Annotated in this window: 19 protein-coding genes; 9 read left to right on the forward strand and 10 right to left on the reverse strand. The window is 72.2% G+C overall.

Annotated features, from left to right (window positions below; translation table 11 throughout):
- Positions 1–163: 163 nt before the first annotated feature.
- Positions 164–3,187, reverse strand: coding sequence for a TAT-variant-translocated molybdopterin oxidoreductase (locus MFF06_RS04260; RefSeq protein ID WP_238201770.1), 3,024 nt, complete (start codon positions 3,185–3,187; stop codon positions 164–166).
- The gene (locus tag MFF06_RS04265) at positions 3,184–3,792 is read right to left on the reverse strand and encodes a cytochrome c3 family protein (protein WP_238201841.1); all 609 of its coding nucleotides are present in this window, start codon (positions 3,790–3,792) and stop codon (positions 3,184–3,186) included. Before MFF06_RS04265 ends, MFF06_RS04260 begins: the two co-directional genes overlap by 4 nt.
- A gap of 382 nt (positions 3,793–4,174) precedes the next feature.
- Here MFF06_RS04265 and MFF06_RS04270 point away from each other — a divergent pair, with 382 nt between their 5' ends.
- From MFF06_RS04270 to MFF06_RS04280, 3 genes are all read left to right on the forward strand, one after another.
- Entirely contained in the window at positions 4,175–6,871 is a 2,697-nt protein-coding gene (locus tag MFF06_RS04270) for a P-loop NTPase family protein (protein ID WP_238201771.1), read from the forward strand.
- A 165-nt stretch (positions 6,872–7,036) separates the two neighbouring features.
- Positions 7,037–8,164: a L,D-transpeptidase family protein gene (locus tag MFF06_RS04275; RefSeq protein ID WP_238201772.1), complete on the forward strand. Its 1,128-nt coding sequence runs from the start codon at positions 7,037–7,039 to the stop codon at positions 8,162–8,164.
- A 277-nt stretch (positions 8,165–8,441) separates the two neighbouring features.
- Complete coding sequence (locus tag MFF06_RS04280; protein ID WP_238201773.1) at positions 8,442–9,389, forward strand: MBL fold metallo-hydrolase; 948 nt, start codon at positions 8,442–8,444, stop codon at positions 9,387–9,389.
- Positions 9,390–9,432: 43 nt separating this feature from the next.
- Here MFF06_RS04280 and MFF06_RS04285 read toward each other — a convergent pair whose 3' ends face one another.
- Positions 9,433–9,627 (reverse strand): hypothetical protein, encoded by a 195-nt coding sequence (locus tag MFF06_RS04285; RefSeq protein ID WP_238201774.1) that lies wholly within the window; start codon positions 9,625–9,627, stop codon positions 9,433–9,435.
- Positions 9,628–9,813: 186 nt separating this feature from the next.
- Here MFF06_RS04285 and MFF06_RS04290 point away from each other — a divergent pair, with 186 nt between their 5' ends.
- The gene (locus MFF06_RS04290; protein WP_238201775.1) at positions 9,814–11,004 is read left to right on the forward strand and encodes a complex I NDUFA9 subunit family protein; all 1,191 of its coding nucleotides are present in this window, start codon (positions 9,814–9,816) and stop codon (positions 11,002–11,004) included.
- A 126-nt stretch (positions 11,005–11,130) separates the two neighbouring features.
- On the opposite strand, the gene MFF06_RS04295 is transcribed toward MFF06_RS04290, so the two are convergent.
- The 5 genes from MFF06_RS04295 to MFF06_RS04315 form a co-directional block, all read right to left on the reverse strand.
- Entirely contained in the window at positions 11,131–12,114 is a 984-nt protein-coding gene (locus MFF06_RS04295) for an NAD(P)H-dependent flavin oxidoreductase (RefSeq protein WP_238201776.1), read from the reverse strand.
- Between the two features lie 230 nt (positions 12,115–12,344).
- Positions 12,345–13,217 (reverse strand): tetratricopeptide repeat protein, encoded by an 873-nt coding sequence (locus MFF06_RS04300; RefSeq protein ID WP_238201777.1) that lies wholly within the window; start codon positions 13,215–13,217, stop codon positions 12,345–12,347.
- 352 nt (positions 13,218–13,569) lie between these two features.
- Positions 13,570–14,664 carry a 5-(carboxyamino)imidazole ribonucleotide synthase gene (locus MFF06_RS04305; protein WP_238201778.1) on the reverse strand — a complete coding sequence of 365 codons (1,095 nt, stop codon included), beginning with the start codon at positions 14,662–14,664 and terminating at the stop codon, positions 13,570–13,572.
- Positions 14,661–15,155 (reverse strand): 5-(carboxyamino)imidazole ribonucleotide mutase, encoded by a 495-nt coding sequence (purE, locus tag MFF06_RS04310; RefSeq protein WP_238201779.1) that lies wholly within the window; start codon positions 15,153–15,155, stop codon positions 14,661–14,663. The genes MFF06_RS04305 and purE overlap by 4 nt, the downstream gene beginning before the upstream one ends.
- Positions 15,156–15,232: 77 nt before the next feature.
- Entirely contained in the window at positions 15,233–15,451 is a 219-nt protein-coding gene (locus tag MFF06_RS04315) for a YdcH family protein (protein WP_238201780.1), read from the reverse strand.
- Between the two features lie 184 nt (positions 15,452–15,635).
- On the opposite strand from MFF06_RS04315, the gene MFF06_RS04320 reads away from it, so the two are divergent.
- On the forward strand, positions 15,636–15,815 hold the full coding sequence (locus tag MFF06_RS04320; RefSeq protein ID WP_238201781.1) for a YdcH family protein: 180 nt from the start codon (positions 15,636–15,638) through the stop codon (positions 15,813–15,815).
- A 210-nt stretch (positions 15,816–16,025) separates the two neighbouring features.
- The gene (locus MFF06_RS04325; RefSeq protein WP_238201782.1) at positions 16,026–17,951 is read left to right on the forward strand and encodes a propionyl-CoA synthetase; all 1,926 of its coding nucleotides are present in this window, start codon (positions 16,026–16,028) and stop codon (positions 17,949–17,951) included.
- Positions 17,952–18,065: 114 nt separating this feature from the next.
- Here MFF06_RS04325 and MFF06_RS04330 read toward each other — a convergent pair whose 3' ends face one another.
- Positions 18,066–18,467, reverse strand: coding sequence for a phospholipase A2 family protein (locus MFF06_RS04330; protein ID WP_238201783.1), 402 nt, complete (start codon positions 18,465–18,467; stop codon positions 18,066–18,068).
- Positions 18,468–18,678: 211 nt separating this feature from the next.
- On the opposite strand from MFF06_RS04330, the gene MFF06_RS04335 reads away from it, so the two are divergent.
- Entirely contained in the window at positions 18,679–19,797 is a 1,119-nt protein-coding gene (locus tag MFF06_RS04335) for an NADH:flavin oxidoreductase/NADH oxidase (protein ID WP_238201784.1), read from the forward strand.
- Between the two features lie 168 nt (positions 19,798–19,965).
- Here MFF06_RS04335 and MFF06_RS04340 read toward each other — a convergent pair whose 3' ends face one another.
- The gene (locus MFF06_RS04340) at positions 19,966–20,730 is read right to left on the reverse strand and encodes a phosphodiester glycosidase family protein (RefSeq protein WP_238201785.1); all 765 of its coding nucleotides are present in this window, start codon (positions 20,728–20,730) and stop codon (positions 19,966–19,968) included.
- Positions 20,731–21,057: 327 nt separating this feature from the next.
- Between MFF06_RS04340 and MFF06_RS04345 the strand changes: the two genes are divergently transcribed.
- Positions 21,058–21,558, forward strand: coding sequence for a hypothetical protein (locus MFF06_RS04345; protein WP_238201786.1), 501 nt, complete (start codon positions 21,058–21,060; stop codon positions 21,556–21,558).
- 231 nt (positions 21,559–21,789) lie between these two features.
- Positions 21,790–23,010 (forward strand): MFS transporter, encoded by a 1,221-nt coding sequence (locus MFF06_RS04350; protein WP_370876668.1) that lies wholly within the window; start codon positions 21,790–21,792, stop codon positions 23,008–23,010.
- Positions 23,011–23,013 lie beyond the last annotated feature (3 nt).

The following is a 23,013-nucleotide window of genomic DNA, read 5'->3' on the forward strand; positions in this document are numbered from 1 at the left end:
GCAAAGACGGACGGGACTGTGACCTTCCCGGCGAGGCTCTCGGGGTGAGGAGGGGCAAGCTCGGGCCGGAGGCCCGACGGCGAGACGCCTCCCACAAGCACGGGGAGGGGGAAGGCACGCAGCGCTCCCGATGACGACCCGGCGTCGTGGCGTTGGTGCCCCCTCATGTCCGCCGTCCCTCCGGTGCGAGGGCGGCAAGGTAGGTGGTGCGCGGCTTCGTGTTGAGGTGGCCGAGCAGCGCGTAGTGGCGCGGGTCGCGCTTGGCGACCGAGACCGCGCTCTGCGGGTCGGCGACGTTGCCGAAGGTGATGGCCCGGGTCGGGCAGGCGCCCTGGCAGGCGGTCTCGACGGTGCCGTCGGGGATCGGCGCGTGGGCGTCCTTGGCGGAGTCGATCCGGGCCGTCGCGATGCGCTGGATGCAGTAGGTGCACTTCTCCATCACGCCCCGGGCGCGGACCGTCACCTCCGGGTTGCGCTGCTGCTGCGTCACCGGGGGCATCCCGCCGGAATAGTCGAGGTAGTTGAAGCGCCGCACCTTGTAGGGGCAGTAGCTCTGGCAGGTCCGGGTGCCGACGCAGCGGTTGTAGACCTGCAGGTTCAGGCCCTCGCTGTCGTGCAGCGTCGCCTCCACCGGGCAGCCGACCTCGCAGGGCGCCGCCTCGCAATGCATGCACGGCACCGGCTGGAAGTGGGTCGCGGGGGCGTCCGCGTCGCCCTCGTAGTAGCGGTCGATGCGGATCCAGCCGAGCCAGCGGCCGAGCGCCACCTCCTCGCGGCCGACGACGGGGATGTTGTTCTCCGCCTGGCAGGCGGTGACGCAGGCGTTGCAGCCGGTGCAGGCGTCGAGGTCGATGGCCATGCCCCATTGGGCGGCGGTCCAGCGGTCTCGGGCGTCCGGCGGCGGGTAGAAGGAGGGCGCCGACACGCCCAGGGGATCCCCCACGGGCGCGGCGCCGGGGACCTGCGTGCGCAGGATCGCCCGGCCCTCCTCGTCGTCCGGCAGGGTGCCGAGGTGTTGCGTCGTCGCGGGGCTCCGCCGCTCGCCGGTGCGGACGATCCGCGCGCCGGTGAGGTGCCAGGGTGTCGCCGCCGGGCGCAGCGCCCCGGCATCGTAGCCGAGGCCGCGGGAGAGGTGGTCCGGCACGTCCCGGCCGTAGCCGAGGCCGAGCGTCACGGTGTCGGCGGCCTGACCGGGCAGGATCCAGGCGGGACCGGTGATGGAGCGCCCGCCCGCCTCCACCCGCACGAGGTCGCCGGTGGCGATCCCTTCGCGGGCGGCGAGCGCGGGGCTCACGGCGACGACGTTCTCCCACACCACCTTGGTGAGGGGCTTCGGCAGTTCCTGCAGCCACGCGAGGTCGGCATGGGTGCCGTCGTAGAGGGTGCCGTCCGGTCGGAAGACCACGTCCACGTCGTTGCCCTCGCCCGTGTGGGGAGGGGCGGGCGGTGGAGGCGGCGCAGGAGGCACCGGTGCGATCTCTCCGGAACCACCCCCACCCCTCACCCCTCCCCGCAGGGGGGAGGGGGGCGCGCCCTGGAGGGTGGGGGACAGAACGGGAGCCGCGCTGCCCTCGAAGAACCCGGCCCGCAGGGCTCCGGCGAAGCGCGCTTCGAAGGCCGCCGCATCCTCGCCCTCGTTCCGCCACCGGCGCTTCAGCAGGGCGAGGGCGTCGGTCCCCTCGTCGGTGCCGCCGAGGAAGGCGAGAATCTCCGGCACGGTGTGGCCGTTGTAGAGGGGCGAGACGGTCGGCTGGATCAGCCCCACGGTCCCGTCGAGGGAGCGCACGTCGCCCCAGGATTCGAGGGGATGGGCCAGCGGCAGGTGCCAGTCCGCGTGGGCGCCGGTCTCGTCGTAGTAGAGCCCGGCATGGACCTTGAGCGGCACGCGCTCCATCCGCTCGGCGAAGTCAAGGGCGCCCGGCGCGTCGTAGACGGGGTTGGCGCCGAGCACGATCAGCGCCCGGACCTCGCCCCGGTCCATCGCCCCGGCGAGGTCGGCGAGGGAGGAGGCCCCGGCCTCGGCCACCGGGGCGTGGTGGAGGATCGTGGCGCCGGTGTTGCCGAGCGCCCCGTTGAGGCGGTGGACGAGGGCGTGGAGGTCCGGGCTCGCCGCGAGGCCGGCGGTGACGACGCCTACGCCCTTCGCCTGCGAGAGCGCCGCCCAGGCCCGGCCGGTCCAGCGGTCGACCGTATCGTCCCCCGAGGGCGCCGCTCCGCCCGCCGCCGCCGCGAGCAGCGCGTGCGCGATCGCGTCGAGGCGCGCGGCGGACGCCGGCACGGCGTCGTCGGCCTTGGCGCTGGTGAGGCCTGGCGTCGGCGCGGCCGAGAACAGGGGCAGCAGACGGCCCTGCGCCGAGGCCGCCCGGCGGGCCTCGCTCCAGCGCCGCGAGAGGCCGACCTGCCCCGGCCCGAGATCGAGGAAGTCGCCGTCCAGCGAGACGATGGCCCGCGCCTTGGAAAAGTCCGGCAGGGTCTCCAGCGGCTGGCCGTAGGCGCGGCGGGCGCCCTCCAGCAGGCCGTCGCGGGACGAGTGGGCGTACCGGCGCGCCTCAGGGTATGCCTGCAGCAGGCGGGCGAGTTCCGCCGCCACGGTGGGCGAGGTGACGGGGCCGGTGAGCACCGCGAGGCCCTTGCCCCGGCCCGCCCGCCACGCCGCCATCTGCGGCAGCATCGCCGCGTTGAAGGCGGCCCAGGAGGCGGGGCGGCCGAGATGCTGCACCGCCTGACTGCGGAACGGATCGTAGAGCCCGAGCACCGAGGCCTGCCCGATCACGTCGGTGCCGCCGCGGCTCCAGGGGTGGTCCGGGTTGCCCTCGACCTTCACCGGCCGCCCGTTGCGGGTGGTGACGAGGATGCCGTTGCCGAAGCCGTCGAACACGGCGCTCGACGCGTAGGAGAGGGCGGTGCCCGGCACGATCCGCTCGGGCTGGTTGACGTAGGGAACCTCGTAATCGCGCCCGTCGCCGCAGGCGGTGAGGCCGCCGAGCGCGAAGGAGGCGGCCATGAGCTTGAGGAAGCCCCGCCGGTCGGGCGCGGCGGCGAGGCGGGAGGCCGCCGGAAATTCGGAGGCGAGGTAGTCCCGGAACTCGGGCGAGTCGGCCAGGGCGTCGAGGCTGCGCCAGAAGCGCGGGCCGTCGCCGCCCTCGAGCCGGCCGCGCAGGGCCTCCAGGTCGGGCGGCCCGCTCATCGGTGGCAGATCCCGCACTCGGTGAGGCGCTCCCCGCCCCGGACGTGGTAGCGCGCGACGAGTTGCGGCCCGAGGGTCGCCTGATCGGAAGGCGGCGCCCACTCCATGTTCCAGACCTCGGCGGGGGTGCGCAGGTATTTCTCGGGGGCGCGGTGGCAATCGAGGCAGAAGGACATCTCGAAGGCGTTCGCCCGGTAGGTCATCTGCATCGACGTCACGTCCCCGTGGCAGGTGGAGCAGCCGACCCCCTTCGTCACATGGACGGAGTGGTTGAAGTAGACGTAGCCGGGCAACTTGTTCAGGCGCCGCCACACCAGGGGCTTGTCCTGCTCGTAGCTCTCCCGGACGGGCTTCAGCATGTCGGACCCGGTCCAGATCTGCGAGTGGCAGGTCATGCAGGTGTGGGTGGGCGGGATTCCGGCGCTCGCCGTCTTCTCCACCCCCGTATGGCAATAGCGGCAATCGATCCCGAGTTCGCCCGAATGGTGCTTGTGGCTGAAGGGAACCGGCTGGCTCGGGGCCACGCCCACCCCCGTGACGTAGTTCGAGCGCACGATCCCCGCGCCGAGCACCGGCAAGGCGACGAGGCAGGCGGCCGCGGTCATCAGCACGAGGCGATAGATCGCGTCGGCGCCGGGGGAGAACAGCTGCGCCGGGGCGGGACGCGATGGCCGGTCGTCGGCGGTCCCCTTCACCACGCTCTCCTCAGCCGGCCCGGTCGGGCCGCGTTCGCACCGCAGCGAAGGTAGAGCCATACCAGAGGCGGGCCAGCCCCGCCGCTGCGGCCAATCGCGTCCGCGGGATCCCGGATCCGGCGGGGCGGGGCGGGGCGGGGCGGGGCGGAAAGTCCTCGACGGTGCGGCTTTCGCTTCGCTCGCTAGGACGAATGGAGCCCGGGTTCGTCCGGATCGCCACCCTGACGGCCGCATGGGTGGGCCGACGCGCGGATCGCACGGCCGGGCCGAAAACGGTGTATGACCGGCTCCGATGGAAACCGACCCCCTCGTCCTGACCTGGCGGAAGGCCCGCACCCTGCACGCCACCGCGACGGCGCTGGCCCTCGGGCTCGGCGCGCCGCTCTGCGCCCTGGCGCTCCTGTGCCTGCGGGACCTCATCGCCGTGATGCCCCGCGACGAGGCGGCGAGCGTGTCGTTCCTGCGCCTCGCCCTCGCCCTCCCGACAGGCGAGCGGGTGCTGGTACCGGGCATTCCCATGGCGCCGATCGATCTCGAACTCGCCGCCTTCTCCGGCCTCGCCGCCTGCGCCGTGGCGCTGGCGGGCCTGGGCTGGCTCGTGGCGGCCCTGTGCTTCCGGGCCCAGAACCGGGCGGCCGACGCGGTGCGCGAGCGGGTGATCGCGGCGATCCTCAAGGCCCCGTCGAGCGGGCGGGAAGAGGTGCGCGGCCTCGCCCGGCAGGTCGGCCTGATCCTCGGCCGGGCCGAGCGCCTGCTCTCGGCGGGGATCGTCGTCCCGGCCATGACGCTGGTGGGAGTGCTGCTGGCGCTCGCCTTCGCGGGGCTGGCGGCGCCGCGCCTCATCCCGCCAGCGGCGGTGGGGCTCGCGGCGACGGGCCTCGCCGACATCCTGATCCTCCGCCGCAGCCGCGCCCGGCAGGAGCTGCGCGAGCGGATGGGGGCGCGGATCGAGGCGGGCCTCACCGACCTCGTCCGCCGGATGCCGGCGGTGCGCATCCACGGGGCGGCCTCCCTGGAGGTCGCCCGGATCAAGGCGCGGGTCTCGGCCAACCGCGCCACCATCGCCCGGGCCGAGGCCCGCCTCGCCTATGCCCGGGCCCCCGCCCTGGCGCTCGCGGCGATCCTGCCGGCGCTGGCCGTCGGCACCGCCCTGTGGCGCTCGTCGAGCCCGGGCCACATGGTCGCCCCGGTGGAGCCCGCCGACCTCGCGGCGGCGGCCGGGGCCTTCGGCATCGCGGCCTGGCTCGTCGGGGCGAGCGCGCGGCTGTGGCTCAAGCGCCAGGCGCTGCGCCCGCGCCTGCGCGACCTCGCCCGGACCGTGGACGCCCTCGAAGGGCGCGGGGCCGGGCGCGCGGAACCGGCGGCCCGGAAGGCCCTGCACCCGCCGCCGCGCAGCGGCGTGCTCGCCGCGCGGGACGTCGGCGCCTTCGACCCGGTGACAGGCGAGCGGCTGTCACGGGTGGACGTGGCCGTGACCATGCCCGGCCATGTGGCGATCACCGGCGGCCGGGGCAGCGGCGCGCGGGTGCTCGCCGCCGTCCTCGCCGGGCAGATCGAGCCCACCGCCGGCACGGTGACCTACGACGGCGAGGATCTCGCCGGCCTCGATCCGGCCGAGCGCGCGAGGCGGATCGCCTTCGCCGGCGGCGAGGCGGTGCTGATCGGCGGGAGCCTGCGCCAGAACCTGCTCTACGGCACCGACCCGGCGAAGGCGCCCTCCCTCGAACGGGAGCCGGGTGAGGCGCGGGAGACCACGCCCCCTCGGGGACCGGAGGGCACGCCCGGGCGCGCGGCGGCCGGGCCGGGGGCGACGTCGCCCGACGACATCGCCCTGGTGGGCCTGTGCCGCCTCACCGGGCTCGACGCCTTCGTCTACGCGCGGGGCCTCGAAGGCCGCCTCGACCCCCGGACCGATTCCGATCTCGCCGCCGCCGTGGTGGCGGCGCGCCGGGGGATGCAGGCGGCGCTCCAGGCCGAGGGCGCCGGGCGCCTCGTGGAGCCCTTCGACCCCGAGCGCTACAACAACCAAGCGAGCGTCGGCGAGAACATCCTGTTCGGCACGCCGGTGGGCAACGCCTTCGCGCCGGCGCGGCTCGCCCGCCACCCCTACATGCGCGCGGTGCTGGAGGCCGAGGATCTCGTCCGCCCCCTCACCGAGATCGGCCTGGCCGTGGCGCGGATGACGCTGGAGATCTTCTCCGAACTTCCCGACGATCACCCGCTCTTCGACGCCTATTCCCTCTTCCCCGCGGCGGAGCGCGGCTATTTCGAGGACCTGCTCGTCCGCCTGCCCGCCTCGGGCGCGCTTCGGCGCGGGCCGGGGGGTCAGCGCGACCGGACGCGCCTCGTCGGCCTCGCCCTGCGCTACAACGAGACCCGGCACCGCTTCGGCCTGATCGATCCCCCCTTCGAGGAGCGGCTGCTCCAGGCCCGGCGCTCCTTCGCACGGATGCTGCCGCCCCACCTTGCCGGGGCAGTGGAGTTCCACGATCCGGCGCGGATCAACCCGGCGGCGAGCCTGGAGGAGAACCTGCTCTTCGGGCGCGTCAGCCTCGGCGAGGCCAACGCCGAGCCGCGGGTGAGGGCGCTGCTCCGACGCTTCCTGGCGGACGAGGGACTCGAATCGGCGGTCTACCGCCTCGGCCTCGACAGCCCGGTCGATCCGGCGGGCGGCGGCGCCCTCTCGGAAGGGGCGATCTCCGGCCGCGACCGGATCGCCATCGAACTCGTCCGCTGCCTCGCCCGGGGGCCGGACATCCTCGTGCTCGCCGTGCTGGAGCCCCGCGCGGCGGAGGAGGCGGAGGCGCGCCTCGCGGCGCTCCGCCGGGCGCTCGCGGGGAGGGGGCTGATCGTCTGCCTGCCCGGCGGCGAGATGCCCGGGGGCCTGGCGCCCTTCGATGCGGTGATCGCGGTCGAGAACAGCACGGTCCAGAGGCGGGAGGCGCCCGCCCCGGCCGTCGCGCCGGTGACGGAGCCCGAGCCCGCGTGACCGGCCTCACCGCCGCCGCAAAGGCAGGCGAAGGTCGGTCCGATCCACACGTTTTAACAGTCGCTTAAGCATGGTGCTGTTCCCCTGACGGGGTGTCCTGTTCCAGGGTCACCCCCGCCCGACTTCGCGCCGCGATCCGCGCCGCCAGGACCCCACCGCCGGCCCATGTCCCTCCGGAGATCCCTTGCCGCCGGCCTCGTTCTCCTCGCCCTGTCCGGGGCTGCGGCGGCACAGGACAAGGCGAACGCGCCCGTTCCGCCCGCGACGGTGGCGCTGATGGCGGCCAAGGGCAGTTCCGTCTCCGCGCCGGTGGTCTTCCGTGCCTACAAGCGCGAATCGGAACTGGAGGTGTGGAAGCGGGGTCCGAAGGGCTACGTCTTCATCAAGACCTTCCCGATCTGCCGCTGGTCGGGCCAGCTCGGGCCCAAGCGCCAGAACGGCGACCGGCAGGTGCCGGAGGGGTTCTACGCCGTGTCCCAGCGGCAGATGAACCCCAACTCGCGCTACCATCTCTCCTTCGACGTCGGCTACCCGAACGAGTACGACCGCGCCCACGGCGGCACCGGCTCCGCGATCATGGTGCACGGCATCTGCTCCTCCATGGGCTGCTTCGCCATGACGAACGGCACCGTCGAGGAGATCTACGCCATCGCCCGCGAGGCCCTGGCGGGCGGGCAGGCGGCGTTCCAGTTCCAATCCTTCCCCTTCCGGATGACCGCCGAGAACATGGCCAAGCACCGGGCCGACCCGAACTTCCCCTTCTGGCAGAACCTGAAGGAGGGGTCGGACCGGTTCGAGGCGACGGGCGAGGAGCCGCAGGTCTCCGTCGCGGCCGGGCGCTACGCCTTCGCCCCCTCGAAGGATCCCCGGCGCGAGGCCGCCTACGTGACCCGCCACGCCATGGAGGAGGCGCGCATCGCCGCCCTGGCGGACGAGGCGCCCGCCGTCCGCACCACCTATTCCGACGGCGGCCAGAACGCCTTCTGGGCGGCCTACGTCTCAAAGGGCGGGGTGGTGGGCGACATCAGCCGCCCCGAGGCCCTGGCCTTCGCGGCCCAGGACATCGTGATGGTCCCGGCCCGGCGGCGCCCGGCGCCGGTGCCCGAGGCGGTCTGGAGCCGGTGGATCGTCTCTCCCGCCGTCCCCGCCCTCGCCCGGACGGGGGGCTTCGTGCCGCCCTACGAGCGCGCGGGCGACCCCTTCGCCGCGCTGAGCGCTCCTCTGGCGAAGAGTTACCAAGCGCGGATGCCGACGCTGCTGGCGCGCGGCGCCGCAGGGCCGGTCCCCTTCTGACCGGCGTGATTCGGCGCCCACAAAAGTCCTGTCGCGGCAAAGCTTTGCCTCACGCGGCGGCCGCATGGCTGACCTGTGGACGGCGGCCGGCCGGGTTCGGCTCCGTGTGTGGCCCCGCACATCACGGACGAAAGCCTCTCCCCAATTCATTGTTCACTTGGGACGAAACGGTACTCCTGTCCCATTCGTCCGCAGATTTCGCCCACTTTCTCCGGAACGACGATAGCGGTCCGATCGTAATGCGGTCGGGTTGGTCCGTCCGAGCTTCGTGATACCCATGTCCCACGATGTCGCGCCCTGCCCGGGCGCCGCGAACGACGATCTGATCCTCCGCTTCTGGGGCGTCCGCGGTTCGACGCCCGTCAGCGGGCCGCAATATGCCGAGTTCGGCGGCAGCACGCCCTGCCTCGAGGTCCGCTGCGGCGAGCGTCTCTTCGTGGTCGATGCCGGCTCGGGCCTCTACAACCTGGGCCAGAATCACCGGGCGGACCTGCCGACCCACGTCGATCTGCTGTTCAGCCACCTCCACCTCGATCACACGACCGGCCTGCCCTTCTTCAAGCCGGCGGTCCTCGACAGCGAGCGGACGATCCACACGTGGTGCGGCAACCTCGGCGGCGAATCCGCCGGGGCGACCCTCGACCGGCTGTTCTCGCCGCCGCTTTTCCCGATCGGCCTCGAGGATTTCCGCTGCACCTTCCGCCATCACGGCTTCGAGGCGGGCCAGCCCCTGGTCTTCCCCGACGGGATCCGCGTGGACACGATCCTGCTCAACCATCCGCAGGGCTCGGTGGGCTACAAGTTCGAGCACAACGGCCGCCGTCTCTGCATCATCAGCGACATCGAGCACCGCGATCCGTGGCCGGACCCGGCGCTGGCGGAGTTCGTCGCCGGGGTCGACCTGATGATCTACGACGGCATGTTCACGGATTGCGAATACCCCACCTGCCGCGGCTGGGGCCATTCCACGTGGCAGAAGGGCGTGGAGCTCGCCCAGGCGGCGGGCGTGAAGACGCTCGGCATCATCCACCTGCACCCCGCCCACTCGGACACCGTGCTGCGCGACATGGAGGCCGACCTGCAGGCCGCCATGCCGGGCGCCTTCATCGCCCGCGAGTGCCAGACCGTGGTGGTGGGCGGCCAGGACGTCGGCGACGCGCAGGACCGCCCCGCGATCCGCAGCATGGCGGCGGGGCAGCCCCGGCGCCGCATCCGCGTCGCCTGACCGGCCCAGCGCCCCGCCCGCACCCGCGACGGCGCGGTCGGCCTCAGGCCGAGTGACCCTCGCGGATGCGGAGGTACCTCTTGAACGCGAAGAGCACGAACAGGGCGGCGCCCACCATCAGCAGCCCCCAGCCGTAGGGCATGATCGCCTGGGCATCGATGGGGTGGCCGATCCGGCCGAGACCGACCAGCAGGCCGACGGCGGCCAGGACCGCCGAAACAAGCATCCCGAACATCATCGCGTCCTCCGGAAACGAGGGGGTGTCGTCCGGTTGAATGCGCGGGCCGGGGGGCCGTTCCGCGCTCCGCACCGCATCGCGGCGCACAGTTCGGTGAACGGGTCACTCCCCTGCGCCGCTCCGTTGCGCTAAGGAAGCCCCGGCGGTGGCCTTTTCTCGCACCGCAAGGAGCCCGAGACGACGGTGATGATGGGCGAGAACACGACAGCCGGATTGAACCACGGAACGCCCGCCGGGCCGGCGCGGCGCCCCGACACGCAGCTCGTGACGATCTTCGGCGGGTCCGGCTTCGTCGGCCGCCACGTGGTGCGGGCGCTGGCCAAGCGCGGGTACCGCATCCGCGTCGCCGTGCGCCGCCCGGATCTGGCCCTGTTCCTCCAGCCGCTCGGCAAGGTCGGACAGATCGTGGCCGTGCAGGCGAACCTGCGCTACCCCGATTCGGTCGCCCGCGCCGTCGAGCGGTCGGACATCGTGATCAACCTCGTCGGCATCCTGCAGGAGAGCGGACCGCAGCGGTTCTCGCGCCTCCAGGCCGAGGGCGCCGCGCTGATCGCGAAGGCAGCCGCCGCCGCGGGCGCGCGGATGATCCAGGTTTCCGCGATCGGGGCCGACCCGGCCTCGCCCTCCGTCTACGCCCGCACCAAGGCCGAGGGCGAGCGCGCCGTGCTGGCCGCCTGCCCGGACGCCGTGATCTTCCGGCCCTCGCTGGTCTTCGGGCCCGGCGACAGCTTCTTCAACCGTTTCGCCGGCCTCGCCCGCGCCCTGCCGGTCCTGCCGCTCGCCGGGGCGCAGACCCGCTTCCAGCCCGTCTTCGTCGGCGACGTGGCGGAGGCCGTCGCCCGCGCGGTGGACGGCCACGCCAAGCCCGGTACGGTCTACGAACTCGGCGGCCCGGAGGTCGCGACCCTCGATCACCTCGTGCGCTACATGCTGAGCGTGATCCAGCGCAGCCGCGTCGTCCTCGACCTGCCGCCGGCCGTCGCCTCGATCCAGGCCCGGATCCTCGAGATCGTCGACACCCTGACCTTCGGGCTCCTGCCCGATTCGCTGAAGCTCACCCGCGATCAGGTCACGCTGCTCCAGCGCGACAACGTGGTCTCGGAGGCGGCCAAGGCGGAGGGACGCAGCTTCGAGGCCCTCGGCATCGTGCCGACCGCCGCCGAGGCGGTGGTGCCGAGCTACCTCTGGACCTTCCGCAAGGCGGGCCAGTTCGCGGAGGGCCGGGGCTCCGAGGCGATCGCCGGCGTGCCGGACCTGCTGGCGCCGACCCCCATGGCTCCCCCCTCGACCCACCGCCCCGACCGCGCCGCCGGCCCGGCCATCGGTGCCGACGCGGGCAGCAGCCGCATGGGCACCCGCTGGGGCACGCGGGGGTAGGGGGCTGCGGAAAGCTTCGCCGTCATTGCGAGCGCCAGCGAAGCAATCCAGGGCAGCGGGACGTTTTCGGACGTCGCGGGTCCCTGGATTGCTTCGTTTCACTCGCAATGACGGGGCCGGTCGCGCCTATCCGGTCAAACGGGCCTTCGCCTGCGCGTAATCGCGGGCGAGGCGGGCGACGAGGTCGGCGGTGGCCGGCACGTCGTCGATGCTGCCGACGCCCTGGCCGGCGCCCCACACGTCCCGCCACGCCTTCACCTTGTCGCCGCCGAAGTTCATCGCGGTCTTGTCGCGCTCCGGCAGGGCGTTGGGATCGAGGCCGGCGGCGCGGATGCTCGGGATCAGGTAGTTGCCCGGCACGCCCGTGAAGCAGGGCGTGTAGAGGATGTCGTTGGCGGCGGAGCCCGCGATCATCTCCCGGTAGCCGGGCGCGGCGTTCGCCTCCTGCGTGGCGATGAAGCGCGTGCCCATGTAGGCGAGGTCCGCCCCCATGGCCTGCGCGGCCAGGATCGCTTGGCCCGTGGCGATGGCGCCCGACAGGATGATCGGCCCGTCGTAGAAGCGGCGCACCTCCGAGACGAGGGCGAAGGGCGAGAGGGTGCCCGCGTGCCCCCCGGCCCCGGCGCAGACGAGGATCAACCCGTCCACCCCGGCCTCCAGGGCCTTCTCGGCGTGGCGGACGGAGATCACGTCGTGGAACACCACGCCGCCATAGGCGTGCACCGGCTTGATGACCGCGTCAGGCGCCCGCAGGCTCGTGATGATGATCGGCACCTCGTGGCGCACGCAGGTCTCGACATCCTGCGCCAGCCGGTCGTTCGAGGCGTGGACGATCTGGTTGACGGCGAAGGGGGCCACTTTCCGCGAGGGATCGGCCGCCTGGGCCTCCGCCAGTTCCCGCTTGATGCGGGTCAGCCATTCGTCGAGCACCGGCTGCGGCCGGGCGTTGAGGGCCGGGAACGAGCCGACCACCCCTGCGAGGCACTGGGCGATGACGAGGTCCGGTCCCGACACGATGAACATCGGTGAGGCGATGACCGGCAGGGCGAGGCGCCCGCGCAGGACGGGGGGCAGGCGGCTGTCGGAGCCGGGGGACACGGTGCCGCTCATGCCGGGAGATCCTGCAGGCGGACGTCCGGCGTCGGGCGGCATTCCATGGCGATCTCCTCCGGCGGCGCGGCCCGCGGCGGAGTTCATCCCCGGCTCGCGGCGGGGCGTGGGTGACACGCGCCCGGCGGCGATGTCAAACCAGCGCGGACTCGTTGAACGCCGTCATTGCGAGCAACGCGAAGCAATGACGGCGAAGGTTGGGGCGCCCTTCGAGCCCCCAACGTTGGGCCTCAGTTGAACAGCGACCCCATCCCACCCTGCACCCGCGACAGGCCGGACTTGGCCACCGCGTTGTTCGGGTCGATGCCGGCGGCGCGCTGGTAGTTCTCCAGGGCCTCCTTGCGCTGGCCCGACTTCTCGTAGGCGAGGCCGCGATAGGCCCAGGACGTGGCGTCCTTGTTGTTCACGTTGAGGGCCGCGTTGTAGTCCTCGATCGCCTTCGGGTACTGGTTCGTGGCGATCAGGCTCTGGCCGCGGGCGGCGTAGGGCGCCGAGACGAAGGGGTTGCGGTCGATCGCGGCGTCGAAATCGGCGATGGCCTGGGTGTCGAGGCCCTGCTTCTGCTTGACGAGGCCGCGGGCGTGGTACGCCTCGGCGGATTCCGGGTTGAGGCGGATCGCGACGTTCAGGTCGCCGAGGGCGGCGTCGAGGTTGCCCTGGGCGCGCTCCACGTTGGCCCGGCCGATATAAGCGGGGCCGTAATTCGGATCGAGGGCGATGGCCTTCGAGAAATCCTGAAGCGCCGGGGCGTCACGCCCGAGCTGGCGGCTGGCGAGCGCCCGGTTGTTGTAGGCCGAGGCGGAGTTCGGATCGAGCTGGATCGCCTTCGTGAAGTCGGCGATGGCCTCGCTGAACTGGCCCGCGCGGGCATAGGCGGCGCCGCGGGTGGTGTAGGCGGCGGCATCGGAGGGGTTGCGCTGGATCACCTCGGTGAGCGAGGCGATATTGCTCTTCGCGGCACCCGTCGTGTCGGCCTCGACGACGGCGTACTGGCGCGGTCCGGCGGCGCTGCCCACGGTCTCGCACCCCGCGAGCCCCGCGGCCGCGGCCACCGCCGCGCCGAGGAGCGCGGCCTTCGACACTCGCCCGAACAGTTGCGTCATCGCCCCATTCTCCCGGGTGCCCCCGCGCTCCGCACGGTGCCCCGCCCCCTTTGTCCCGTCCGCCCGGCCCGGGTCCGTGCCGCCCTATCGCGCAACACGGTGAAGACCGCCTTAAAGCGGAGGTCACGACCTGCCGGAGATCTGGAGGCGTTCGAAACGGGGGGATGTGGCGAAGGTATGGCCCCGGCCATCCGAGGGGACGCCGCAGCGCGCTCTGTCGTACCGGTGTGGCCCCGCCGCCGCGAAAACGAGGATCCCAAAGGACTTGTCCCTTGGGGAGGTCCGGGGGCTGGGCCCCTGGACCTCGCAGGGCTCCGCCCTGTACACGCCAAAGGACGTGTCCTTTGGAAACCTAGCTTTTGAGCCGGGTGACGTGGCCCATCTTGCGGCCGGGGCGGGCCTCGCCCTTGCCGTAGAGGTGGAGGTGGGCGCCGGGCTCCGCGAGGAGGGCGGGCCACGCGTCGACCTCGTCGCCGATCAGGTTGTGCATCTCGCAGGGCAGGCCGCCAACGCGGGCCGCGTCGCCCAGGGGCCAGCTGCAGACGGCGCGGACATGCTGCTCGAACTGGGAGGAGAGGGCGCCCTCGATGGTCCAGTGCCCGGAATTGTGCACGCGCGGCGCGATCTCGTTGACGACGAGCCGTTCGCCGCCGTCACGGACGAGGAACATCTCCACCGCGAGCACGCCCACATAATCGAGGGCGTCCGCGATGCTGCGGGCGATGCGCACGGCCTCCCGCGCGGTCTCGGGCGACACGCCCTGGGCGGGCACGCGGGTCACGGCCAGGATGTGGTTCCGGTGCTCGTTCTCGCAGAGGTCGAAGGCGGCGAAGCTCCCGTCCGCCCCACGGGCGGCCACGACGGAGACCTCTCGCTCGAAGGGCACGAAGCCTTCGAGGATCAGCGGCGCGCCGCCGAACTCGGCGAAGATCGCGGCGCCCTCGCCCTGGCCGGGCTCGCGGATCATGCGCTGGCCCTTGCCGTCGTAACCGAAGCGCCGGGTCTTGAGCACGGCGGGCAGGCCGATGACCTCGAAGGCGCGGGCGAGGTCGTCGGGCGTGTCCACCGCCCGGAACGGGGCGGTGGGGATGCCGAGGCCGTTGACGAACTCCTTCTCCGAGAGCCGGTCCTGGGTCGTCGCCAGGGCGTCGGCGTTCGGGTGCAGCGGCGCGTGCCGGGCCAGAACCTCGGCGGTGGCGCGGGGGATGTTCTCGAACTCGTAGGTCACGACGTCCACGGAGGCCGCGAAGGCGGCGAGCGCCGCCTCGTCGTCGTAGGCGGCGCAAGTGTGGCGCGCGGCCACGTCGAAGGCGGGGCTGTCCGCATCGGGGGCGAAGACGTGGACCTTCAGCCCGTGATGGGCCGCCGCCAGGGCGATCATCCGCCCGAGCTGGCCGCCGCCGACGATTCCCAGCGTCGCGCCGGGGGCGATTCTCGTATCCGTCACGTCTGGTCGCTCTCCGGCCGCTCGGCCACCGCCGCGCTCTGGGCCTCCCGCCATGCGTCCAGGCGCCCGGCCAGGGCCCCGTCCGTCAGGGCCAGCACCGCCGCCGCGAGGAGGGCGGCATTCACGGCTCCCGCCCGCCCGATCGCCAGGGTGCCGACCGGCACGCCCGCCGGCATCTGGACGATGGAGAGCAGGCTGTCCTGGCCCGACAGGGCCTTCGATTCCACGGGTACGCCGAAGACCGGCAGGCTCGTCATGGCCGCCGTCATGCCCGGCAGATGCGCCGCGCCCCCCGCCCCGGCGATCACCACCTTGAGGCCCGCCGCCCGCGCGCCCTTGGCGAAGGCCACGAGGCGGTCCGGCGTGCGGTGGGCGGAGACGATACGGCACTCGTGGGGCACCGCCAGCGCGTCCAGGGTCTGCGCGGCATGGCGCATGGTCTCCCAGTCGGACTGGCTTCCCATGATGATCGCGACGAGGGGCGCCGACATGCGTTGTTCCAGCAAAAGAGGGCGCTTATCCGCGCCGGGCGCGGGCCGCAAGACGGGACCGCCCCGCTTCCACCGCTTCAGGCGATGATGTCGGGCGTGATCAGGTCCTCGAGATGGGAGATCCGGTCGCGCAGGGTCAGCTTGCGCTTCTTCAGGCGCTGGATCTGCAACTGGTCGCCGGCCACGCTCCGCTCCAGCGCGTCGATGGCGCCGTCGAGGTCGCGGTGCTCCTCGCGCAGGCGGGCCAGCTCGCCCTCGAGCTCGCTCGGCCCGTTCTCACCCGGTTCCGCCGTCATCGCACCCTGAAAAACGGAGCATCCATCGAAGGTCAGAAGCATGCGTCACGCCTTGAGGAGGAGCAAGCGCCGGAGAGGGCCTGTGAGCAAGGTTCTGTGAAGCTCGTCCGGCGAAAACGCTTCGACAAGGGTCTGAACCTGTGCCAGTCTGTCCGTGTCGAAACAATGACAGGAGATTCGCCTCATGTCGCTGCAGACGCATCTGAGCCAACTCGCACGCAAGCACGAAGCCCTCGAACGCGAGATTCAGGACGCCATCCACAGGCCCTCGTCGAGCGACCAGCAGATCGCGGAACTCAAACGCCGGAAGCTCCTCCTCAAGGATGAGATGAACCGGCTGCAGGGTCAGTCGACGCTGCATTGATCAGTCTTCTCCATTAGTCCGTTGCGCCGCGTCGCTCCCCTCAGGGGGCGACGCGATTTTGCTTTGATGGACCGCCCGGCGCGCCTTCCTGATCTGACAGCGTCGCCCCTGTTGCTAGCCTCGGACGGGAGACGGCCTCGTCCTCGCGGCAGAATCGGCTAAGGTGTTCGTCCCCCGCCGAAGAGCGGAGCGCGAGGAAACGCCGCCCCGATGACGAACGCTGACCTTCCCGGCCGCTACGCGCAGACCCATGCGGCCGCCGCGCGCGACCCGGAGGCGTTCTGGCTCGACGCCGCCACGGCCCTGACCTGGGACCGGGCGCCGACCCGCGCCTTCGATCCAGACCAAGGGCCCTACGGCCGCTGGTTTCCCGACGGGTCGCTCAACGCCTGCCACAACGCCGTCGACCGGCACGCGGATGGGTCCCGCAGGGACCAGGCGGCGATCGTCTACGATTCGCCCGTGACGGGTACCAAGCGCACGATCACCTACGGCGCGCTGCGCGACGAGGTGGCGACTCTGGCCGGCATCCTGGCCGAACTCGGCGTCGGCCGGGGCGACCGGGTGGTGCTGTACATGCCGATGATGCCCGAGGCCCTGTTCGGCATGCTCGCCTGCGCCCGGCTCGGGGCGGTGCATTCGGTGGTGTTCGGCGGCTTCGCGGCGAACGAGCTCGCCAAGCGGATCGAGGATGCCGAGCCCAAGGTGGTGCTCGCCGCCTCCTGCGGTCTCGAACCGAACCGGGTCGTCGCCTACAAGCCGCTGCTGGATGCGGCCATCGCCGCCTCCTCCCACAAGCCGACGGCCTGCCTGATCCTCCAGCGTCCGCAGGGCAAGGCGGCCCTCGACCCCGCCCGCGACCGGGACTGGGCCGAAGCGGTCGCCGACGCGAAGGGGAGGGGCGTCACGGCCGCTTGCGCGAGCATGGCCGCGACGGACCCGCTCTACGTGCTCTACACGTCGGGCACGACGGGCAAGCCGAAGGGCGTGGTGCGCGACACGGGCGGCTACCTCACCGCCCTGGCGTGGTCGATGCCGAACCTCTACGGCGTCGCCCCCGGCGAGACCTACTTCTGCGCCTCCGACATCGGCTGGGTCGTCGGGCACTGCTACATCGTCTACGCGCCCCTGCTGCATGGGTGCACCAGCGTGCTCTACGAGGGCAAGCCGGTGGGCACGCCGGATGCCGGCGCCTTCTGGCGGGTCGTCTCCGAGCACAAGGTCGTGTGCCTGTTCACGGCGCCGACGGCCCTGCGGGCGATCAAGAAGGAGGACCCGGAGGGCGCCCTCACCGCGGAGTACGACCTCTCGGCCTTCCGCACCCTGTTCCTGGCCGGCGAGCGGGCGGACCCGGATTCCGTGGCCTGGGCCGAGCGGGTGCTCGACCGGCCGGTCATCGACCATTGGTGGCAGACGGAGACGGGCTGGCCCATCGCGGGCAACCCCGTGGGCCTCGGCCTGCTGCCGGTGAAGCACGGCAGCACCTGCGTGCCGATGCCGGGCTACGACGTCCGCGTCCTCGACGAGGGGGGCAAGGAGGTGCCGCCGGGCACCATGGGCACCATCGCCATCCGCCTGCCCCTGCCGCCCGGCTGCCTGCCGACCCTGTGGGGTTCGGACGAGCGGATGCGCCAGAGCTACCTCGCGACCTTCCCCGGCTACTACGACACCTCGGATGCCGGGATCATCGACGAGGACGGCTACATCACGGTGCTGGGGCGCACCGACGACATCATCAACGTCGCCGGCCATCGCCTTTCCACCGGCGGCATGGAGGCGGTGCTCTCCTCCCACCCCGACGTCGCCGAATGCGCGGTCATCGGCATCCGCGACACCCTCAAGGGAGAGGTGCCCTGCGGCTTCGTGGTGCTGAAGGCGCGGGTCGCGCGTGATCCCGCCGTGATCGAGAAGGAACTCGTCGCCAAGGTGCGCGAGGAGATCGGCCCGGTGGCGGCGTTCAAGCTCGCGCTGACCGTGCCGCGCCTGCCGAAGACGCGCTCGGGCAAGATTTTGCGGGCGACGATGAAGCGGATCGCCGACGACGAGCCCTGGACGATGCCCGCCACGATCGACGACGCCACGGCGCTGGAGGAGATCGGCGAGAGCCTGAAGGGCCGCGGGATCGGCGGGGCCTGAAACAGGGATCCCAAAGGGCGAGCCCTTTGGCGGGTGCAGGGCGGTGCCCTGCACATCGAGGGGCGTCGCCCCTCGACCCCACCAAAGGACTCAGTCCTTTGGGATCCCCGATCGTTACTCCGCGTCGTCGTCCTCGGTATCGGGCTGGACGGAGGCCGGGACGGCCTGGGGCTCCGTCGGGATCATCGTGGCGCCCATGGCGATCATCCCGGCCATGGCGCGCTCCTTGTCGGGCGTGCGCGGGTTGCGGGCGATCAACTCGGCCTCGCGCTGGAGGCGCAGGTTGCACGCCTTCGACGGCATGCCACCCTGCGGTGTGCAGGCGTCGTGGCGGGCGCAGGCCGCGTCGAGGGCGTCGATGGGAGGCAGCGGGGCATTGTTGCCCGGGCCGCAGTAATTGCCGTGGATCAGCATCTTCGGGCCGCCGAAGGCGGCGGGCTGCGCGTGAACCCCGCCCGAGAAGGCGGCGCACCCGGCAACCAGGAGAAACGGGGCGGCAAGTCTCGTGAGTGGCATGACAAGGACCTTGGCGATCTCGCCCCCTCTGGCGGCTCGCGCCGCCGCATCGCGGCGACTTAACCAAAACTGGTAATCGTCTTGGGGGTTCCCCCCACGCCTGGATCGGGCCTCTTGGCCGCACCGGGCCGACAGGTGCGCGATCGCCCTCGCCCGACTGGTCGGCGCGCCGTCCCTGCCCCACAATGCATTCATCATTCGGAGACCGTCGATGACCTCACGCCTGTTCGAGCCCCTGACCCTCGACTCGCTCACCCTCGACAACCGCATCCTCGTCGCGCCCATGTGCCAGTATTCGGCCCGCGACGGCCAAGCCAGCGATTGGCACATGATGCACCTCGGGCAGCTCGCGATGTCGGGCGCCGGCCTGCTGACGCTGGAGGCCACCGCCGTCTCCCCCGAGGCACGGATCACCGCCTGGGACCTCGGCCTCTACGACGACGGCTGTGAGACCGCGCTCGCCCGCGTCCTCGACGCCGTGCGCCAGCACGCCCCGATCCCGGTCTGCATCCAGATCGCCCATGCCGGCCGGAAGGCGTCGAGCGCGGCCCCCTGGTCGGGCGGCCACCAGATCGCGCCCGAGCATCCCTACGGCTGGCGGACCGAGGCACCCTCGGCCCTGCCCCACGCCGAGGGTGAGGTGCCGCCCCACGCCCTGGATGCCGCCGACCTGAAGCGCATCCGGGAGGAGTTCGTGGCCACCGCCCGGCGCGCGGTGCGCCTCGGGATCGAGGCGGTGGAACTGCACGGGGCCCACGGCTACCTGCTGCACGAATTCCTCTCGCCGCTGTCCAACACCCGCACGGATGAGTACGGCGGCAGCCTCGCCAACCGGATGCGCTTCCCGCTGGAGGTCTACGACGCGGTACGTGCGGTGGTCCCCGCCGGCTCGCCGGTCTGGCTGCGGGTCTCCGCGACGGATTGGGTCGAGGACGGCTGGACCCTGGACGAGACCGTGGAACTCGCCCACGCCCTCAAGCGGGCGGGCTCCCCGGCCATCCACGTCTCCACGGGTGGCCTCTCGCCCAAGCAGAAGATCGCCGTCGGGCCCGGCTATCAGGTCCCCCACGCGGAGCGGATCAAGGCCGAGACCGGCCTCACCACCATCGCCGTCGGCCTGATCACCGAACCCCGGCAGGCCGAGGCGATCCTCACCGAGGGCAAGGCGGACGCGATCTCGCTGGCCCGCGCCATGCTCTACAATCCCCGCTGGCCCTGGCACGCGGCGGCCGAACTCGGCGCACAGGTGAGGGCGCCCAAGCAATACTGGCGCTCGCAGCCGCACCACCTGAAGGACCTGTTCAAGCAGGCGGCCTTCGGGCAGCGATAGGGCCAGGACCGCCGGCCTTCGCCGTCATTGCGAGCAACGCGAAGCAATCCAGGGCGGCGGGCCGTTTCCGGACGCGGCGCCTCCCTGGATCGCTTCGCTGCGCTCGCAATGACGAACCTGTCCGCAACCTTTCCGGTCAGGCCCGCCCCGAGAGGAGGCGCGCGCGCGTCACCGCGCCACTGCGCCGATCAGCGGCCCCAGCGGCCGCCCGAGGTCCGACCGGCCGAGGTTCGGTGCGTAGAGGCTCGACACGGAGCCGTCGAGGAACAGGGCGTTGCGGCAGCCGAGGTCGTCGCGGAACAGCCGGGCGAAGGCGCCGAAGCTGACGGGGCGCTCGGAGATGGCGAAGACCGCCACATGGCCGCCGTCGCGGACGCCGACGCCGTTGCGGATCTTCTGCGACGGACCGTCGGCGGAGATCTTGGGATGGATCTGGCCGTCGATCACCAGCATCGGGCCCGATTGCGTGGCGAAATCCGGCTTCATGCGTGCCCGGAGGTAGTGGGGCGTGTCGAGCACGCCCGCCCGGTCGCCCTTCACGTAGAACACGCCGTTCGGCTTCAGGTGGAAGTTGCCCGGCCCGTCCGCCGTCGAAACCGGGTGCAGTTCCCGGCCGTCCTCGACATAGAGGCCCACGGGCGCCTGATCCTTGTCGTACATGCCGCCGTTCATGGCGAAGGCGAGACGGGGCCCCTCCGCCTCGGCGAGGGCCGGCAGCGAGGTGTAGGGCTGCCCGTCCGGGCGACGCCAGAACAGCCGCACCCGCCGCGTCCGCAAGTCGACGGTGCAGACCGTGAAGCTCTCACCCTGGGCGGAGACCGGGTTGCAGACCGGCGCGTCCTCGGCCCTGGCCATGGCGGCGGGGGCGGCGAGGCCCCAGCCGAGGACGAGCGGGATCGCGAGGGCGAGAAGGCGGCGGATCGGACACGACATCGGACGGCGCTTGTCTCCCTCGGCGGCGGGGCGGTCCTATAGAGCATTCCCGCCCCCACGTTCTAGTCCGGGCCACGGCCGGGGCGCTCCCGTCGCGCAAGAAGGCCCGGGGCGCATACCAGGTTAAATCAACCATCGGGTGCAGTACGGACTTGCGCAAATCAGGAATAACTTCCCTCTCATCCGTGAATTTAGCGGACAAGACTGGCTTGCCCGACATGCACACGGCACCGTGACCGATGAGTCGCGCTTTCATCCTCGAACCGTTGTGAGGGTCGGAGCGTTTCTCACTCCGATGGGGCCATGGTTTTCTATTGGAGTTCTGACATGAAGATTGCAGTGCTCGGTTCTGCGCTGCTTGCGGCCGGCGCCCTGGCGCTGACGCCGGCGAGCGCCGACGCCCGCGGCTTCGGCGGCTTCGGGGGCGGCTTCCACGGTGGTGGGTTCCACGGCGGCGGCTTCCATGGCGGCGGCTTCGGCGGCTTCCGGGGCGCGGGCTTCCGGGGCGGCTACGGTGGCTGGCGCGGCGGCTACGGCGGGTGGCGCGGTGGCTACGGCGGGTGGCGCGGCGGCTACGGGTACCGGGGTGGCTACGGTCGCGGCATCGGCCTCGGGCTCGCCGGTTTCGGCGTCGGCCTGGCGGCGGGGAGCCTTTACGGCGGCTACGGCGGCTACGGCTACCCGGGTTACGGCTACGGCGGCTACGGCTATGCGCCGGTCGGTTACTACGGCGGCGGCTACGGCTACGACGGCGGCTGCTACACCGTCCCGCGCGTGCGCTGGACGCCCTACGGCTACCGCCGGGTGCTGGTCGAGCGCTGCTACTGATCGGCACGATCCGGCCGGTTGACCGGAGGGCCGCCCGCGAGGGCGGCCTTTTTTGTCTGAGAAACGTCGTTTCCGGGTTGGACAGGCCCGGGAACGCCGCCGATACTCCCGGCAAAAGGGGAGTGCATCATGAATGCGGTCGGCGGTGACGGCAGGGGCGGCGGGTCCGCGTCCGGCGGCGTAGAGGCGGTTCCGATCCAGGACGCGAGCCTCACGGCCTTCTACCGCGACATGACCACGCCGGAGCGGCACACCTTCTGGGCCTGCGCCGCCGGCTGGTGCCTCGACGGCATGGACTTCATGATCTACCCGCTGGTGATCGGCACGATCATCAGTCTGTGGAAGGTCGATCCCGGCACCGCCGGCCTCGCCGCCACGGTGACCCTCCTCGCCTCGGCGCTGGGCGGCTGGATCGCGGGCTTCGCCGCCGACCGGATCGGCCGCGTGCTGACGCTGCAGATCACCATCCTCTGGTTCTCGTTCTTCTCCCTCGTCTGCGCCTTCGTGCAGAATTTCGAGCAGCTCCTCGTGGCCCGCGCCCTGCTCGGCCTCGGCTTCGGCGGCGAGTGGGCGGCGGGCGCCGTGCTGATCGGCGAGACGATCCGCGCCGAGTACCGGGGCCGGGCGGTGGGCTCGGTCCAGTCGGGCTGGGCCATCGGCTGGGGGCTCGCCGTCCTGTCGCAGGCGATCCTGTTCTCGGCGCTCCCGCCCGAGAGCGCGTGGCGCTGGATGTTCGCGGTCGGCGCCCTGCCGGCGCTGCTGGTCTTCTACCTGCGGCGGCACGTGAAGGAGCCGGAGGTCGCCGCCCGCACCCGCGCCGCCGCCGCGGCGACGGGCGACCGTCCGAAGCTCTGGGAGATCTTCTCCGGGCCGATCCTCGGCACCACGATCCTCGCCTCGCTGGCGGCGGCGGGGTGCCAGGGCGGCTACTACGCCATCACCACCTGGGTCCCGCGCTTCCTCACCACTGAGCGGCACCTGTCGATCGTCTCGTCCACCGGCTACCTCGCCGCGCTGATCGTCGGCTCCTTCACGGGCTACCTCGTGGGCGCGTGGCTCGCCGACCGGCTCGGGCGGCGCCCCCTGTTCCTGATCTTCTCCCTCGGCGCCATCGTCGTGGTGATCGCCTACACCCAGTTGCCCCTCTCGAACGGGCTGCTCTGGGTGCTCGGCTTCCCCCTCGGCTTCTTCGCCTCCGGCTACTTCTCCGGGATGGGCGCCTTCCTGACGGAACTCTACCCCACCCGCCTGCGCGGCTCGGGGCAGGGCTTCTGCTACAATTTCGGGCGCGGCATCGGCGCCCTGTTCCCGGCGCTGGTCGGCTTCCTGTCGGAGCGGATCGGCCTCGCCTCGGCCATCGCGGTGTTCGCGGCGGCGGCCTACGGCCTGTTCTTCGTCGCCGCCTTCGCCCTGCCCGAGACCCGGGGCCGCCTCCTGCACGCGGACACCTGACGC

This window comes from Methylobacterium aerolatum (assembly GCF_022179085.1).
GTDB lineage: Bacteria > Pseudomonadota > Alphaproteobacteria > Rhizobiales > Beijerinckiaceae > Methylobacterium > Methylobacterium aerolatum.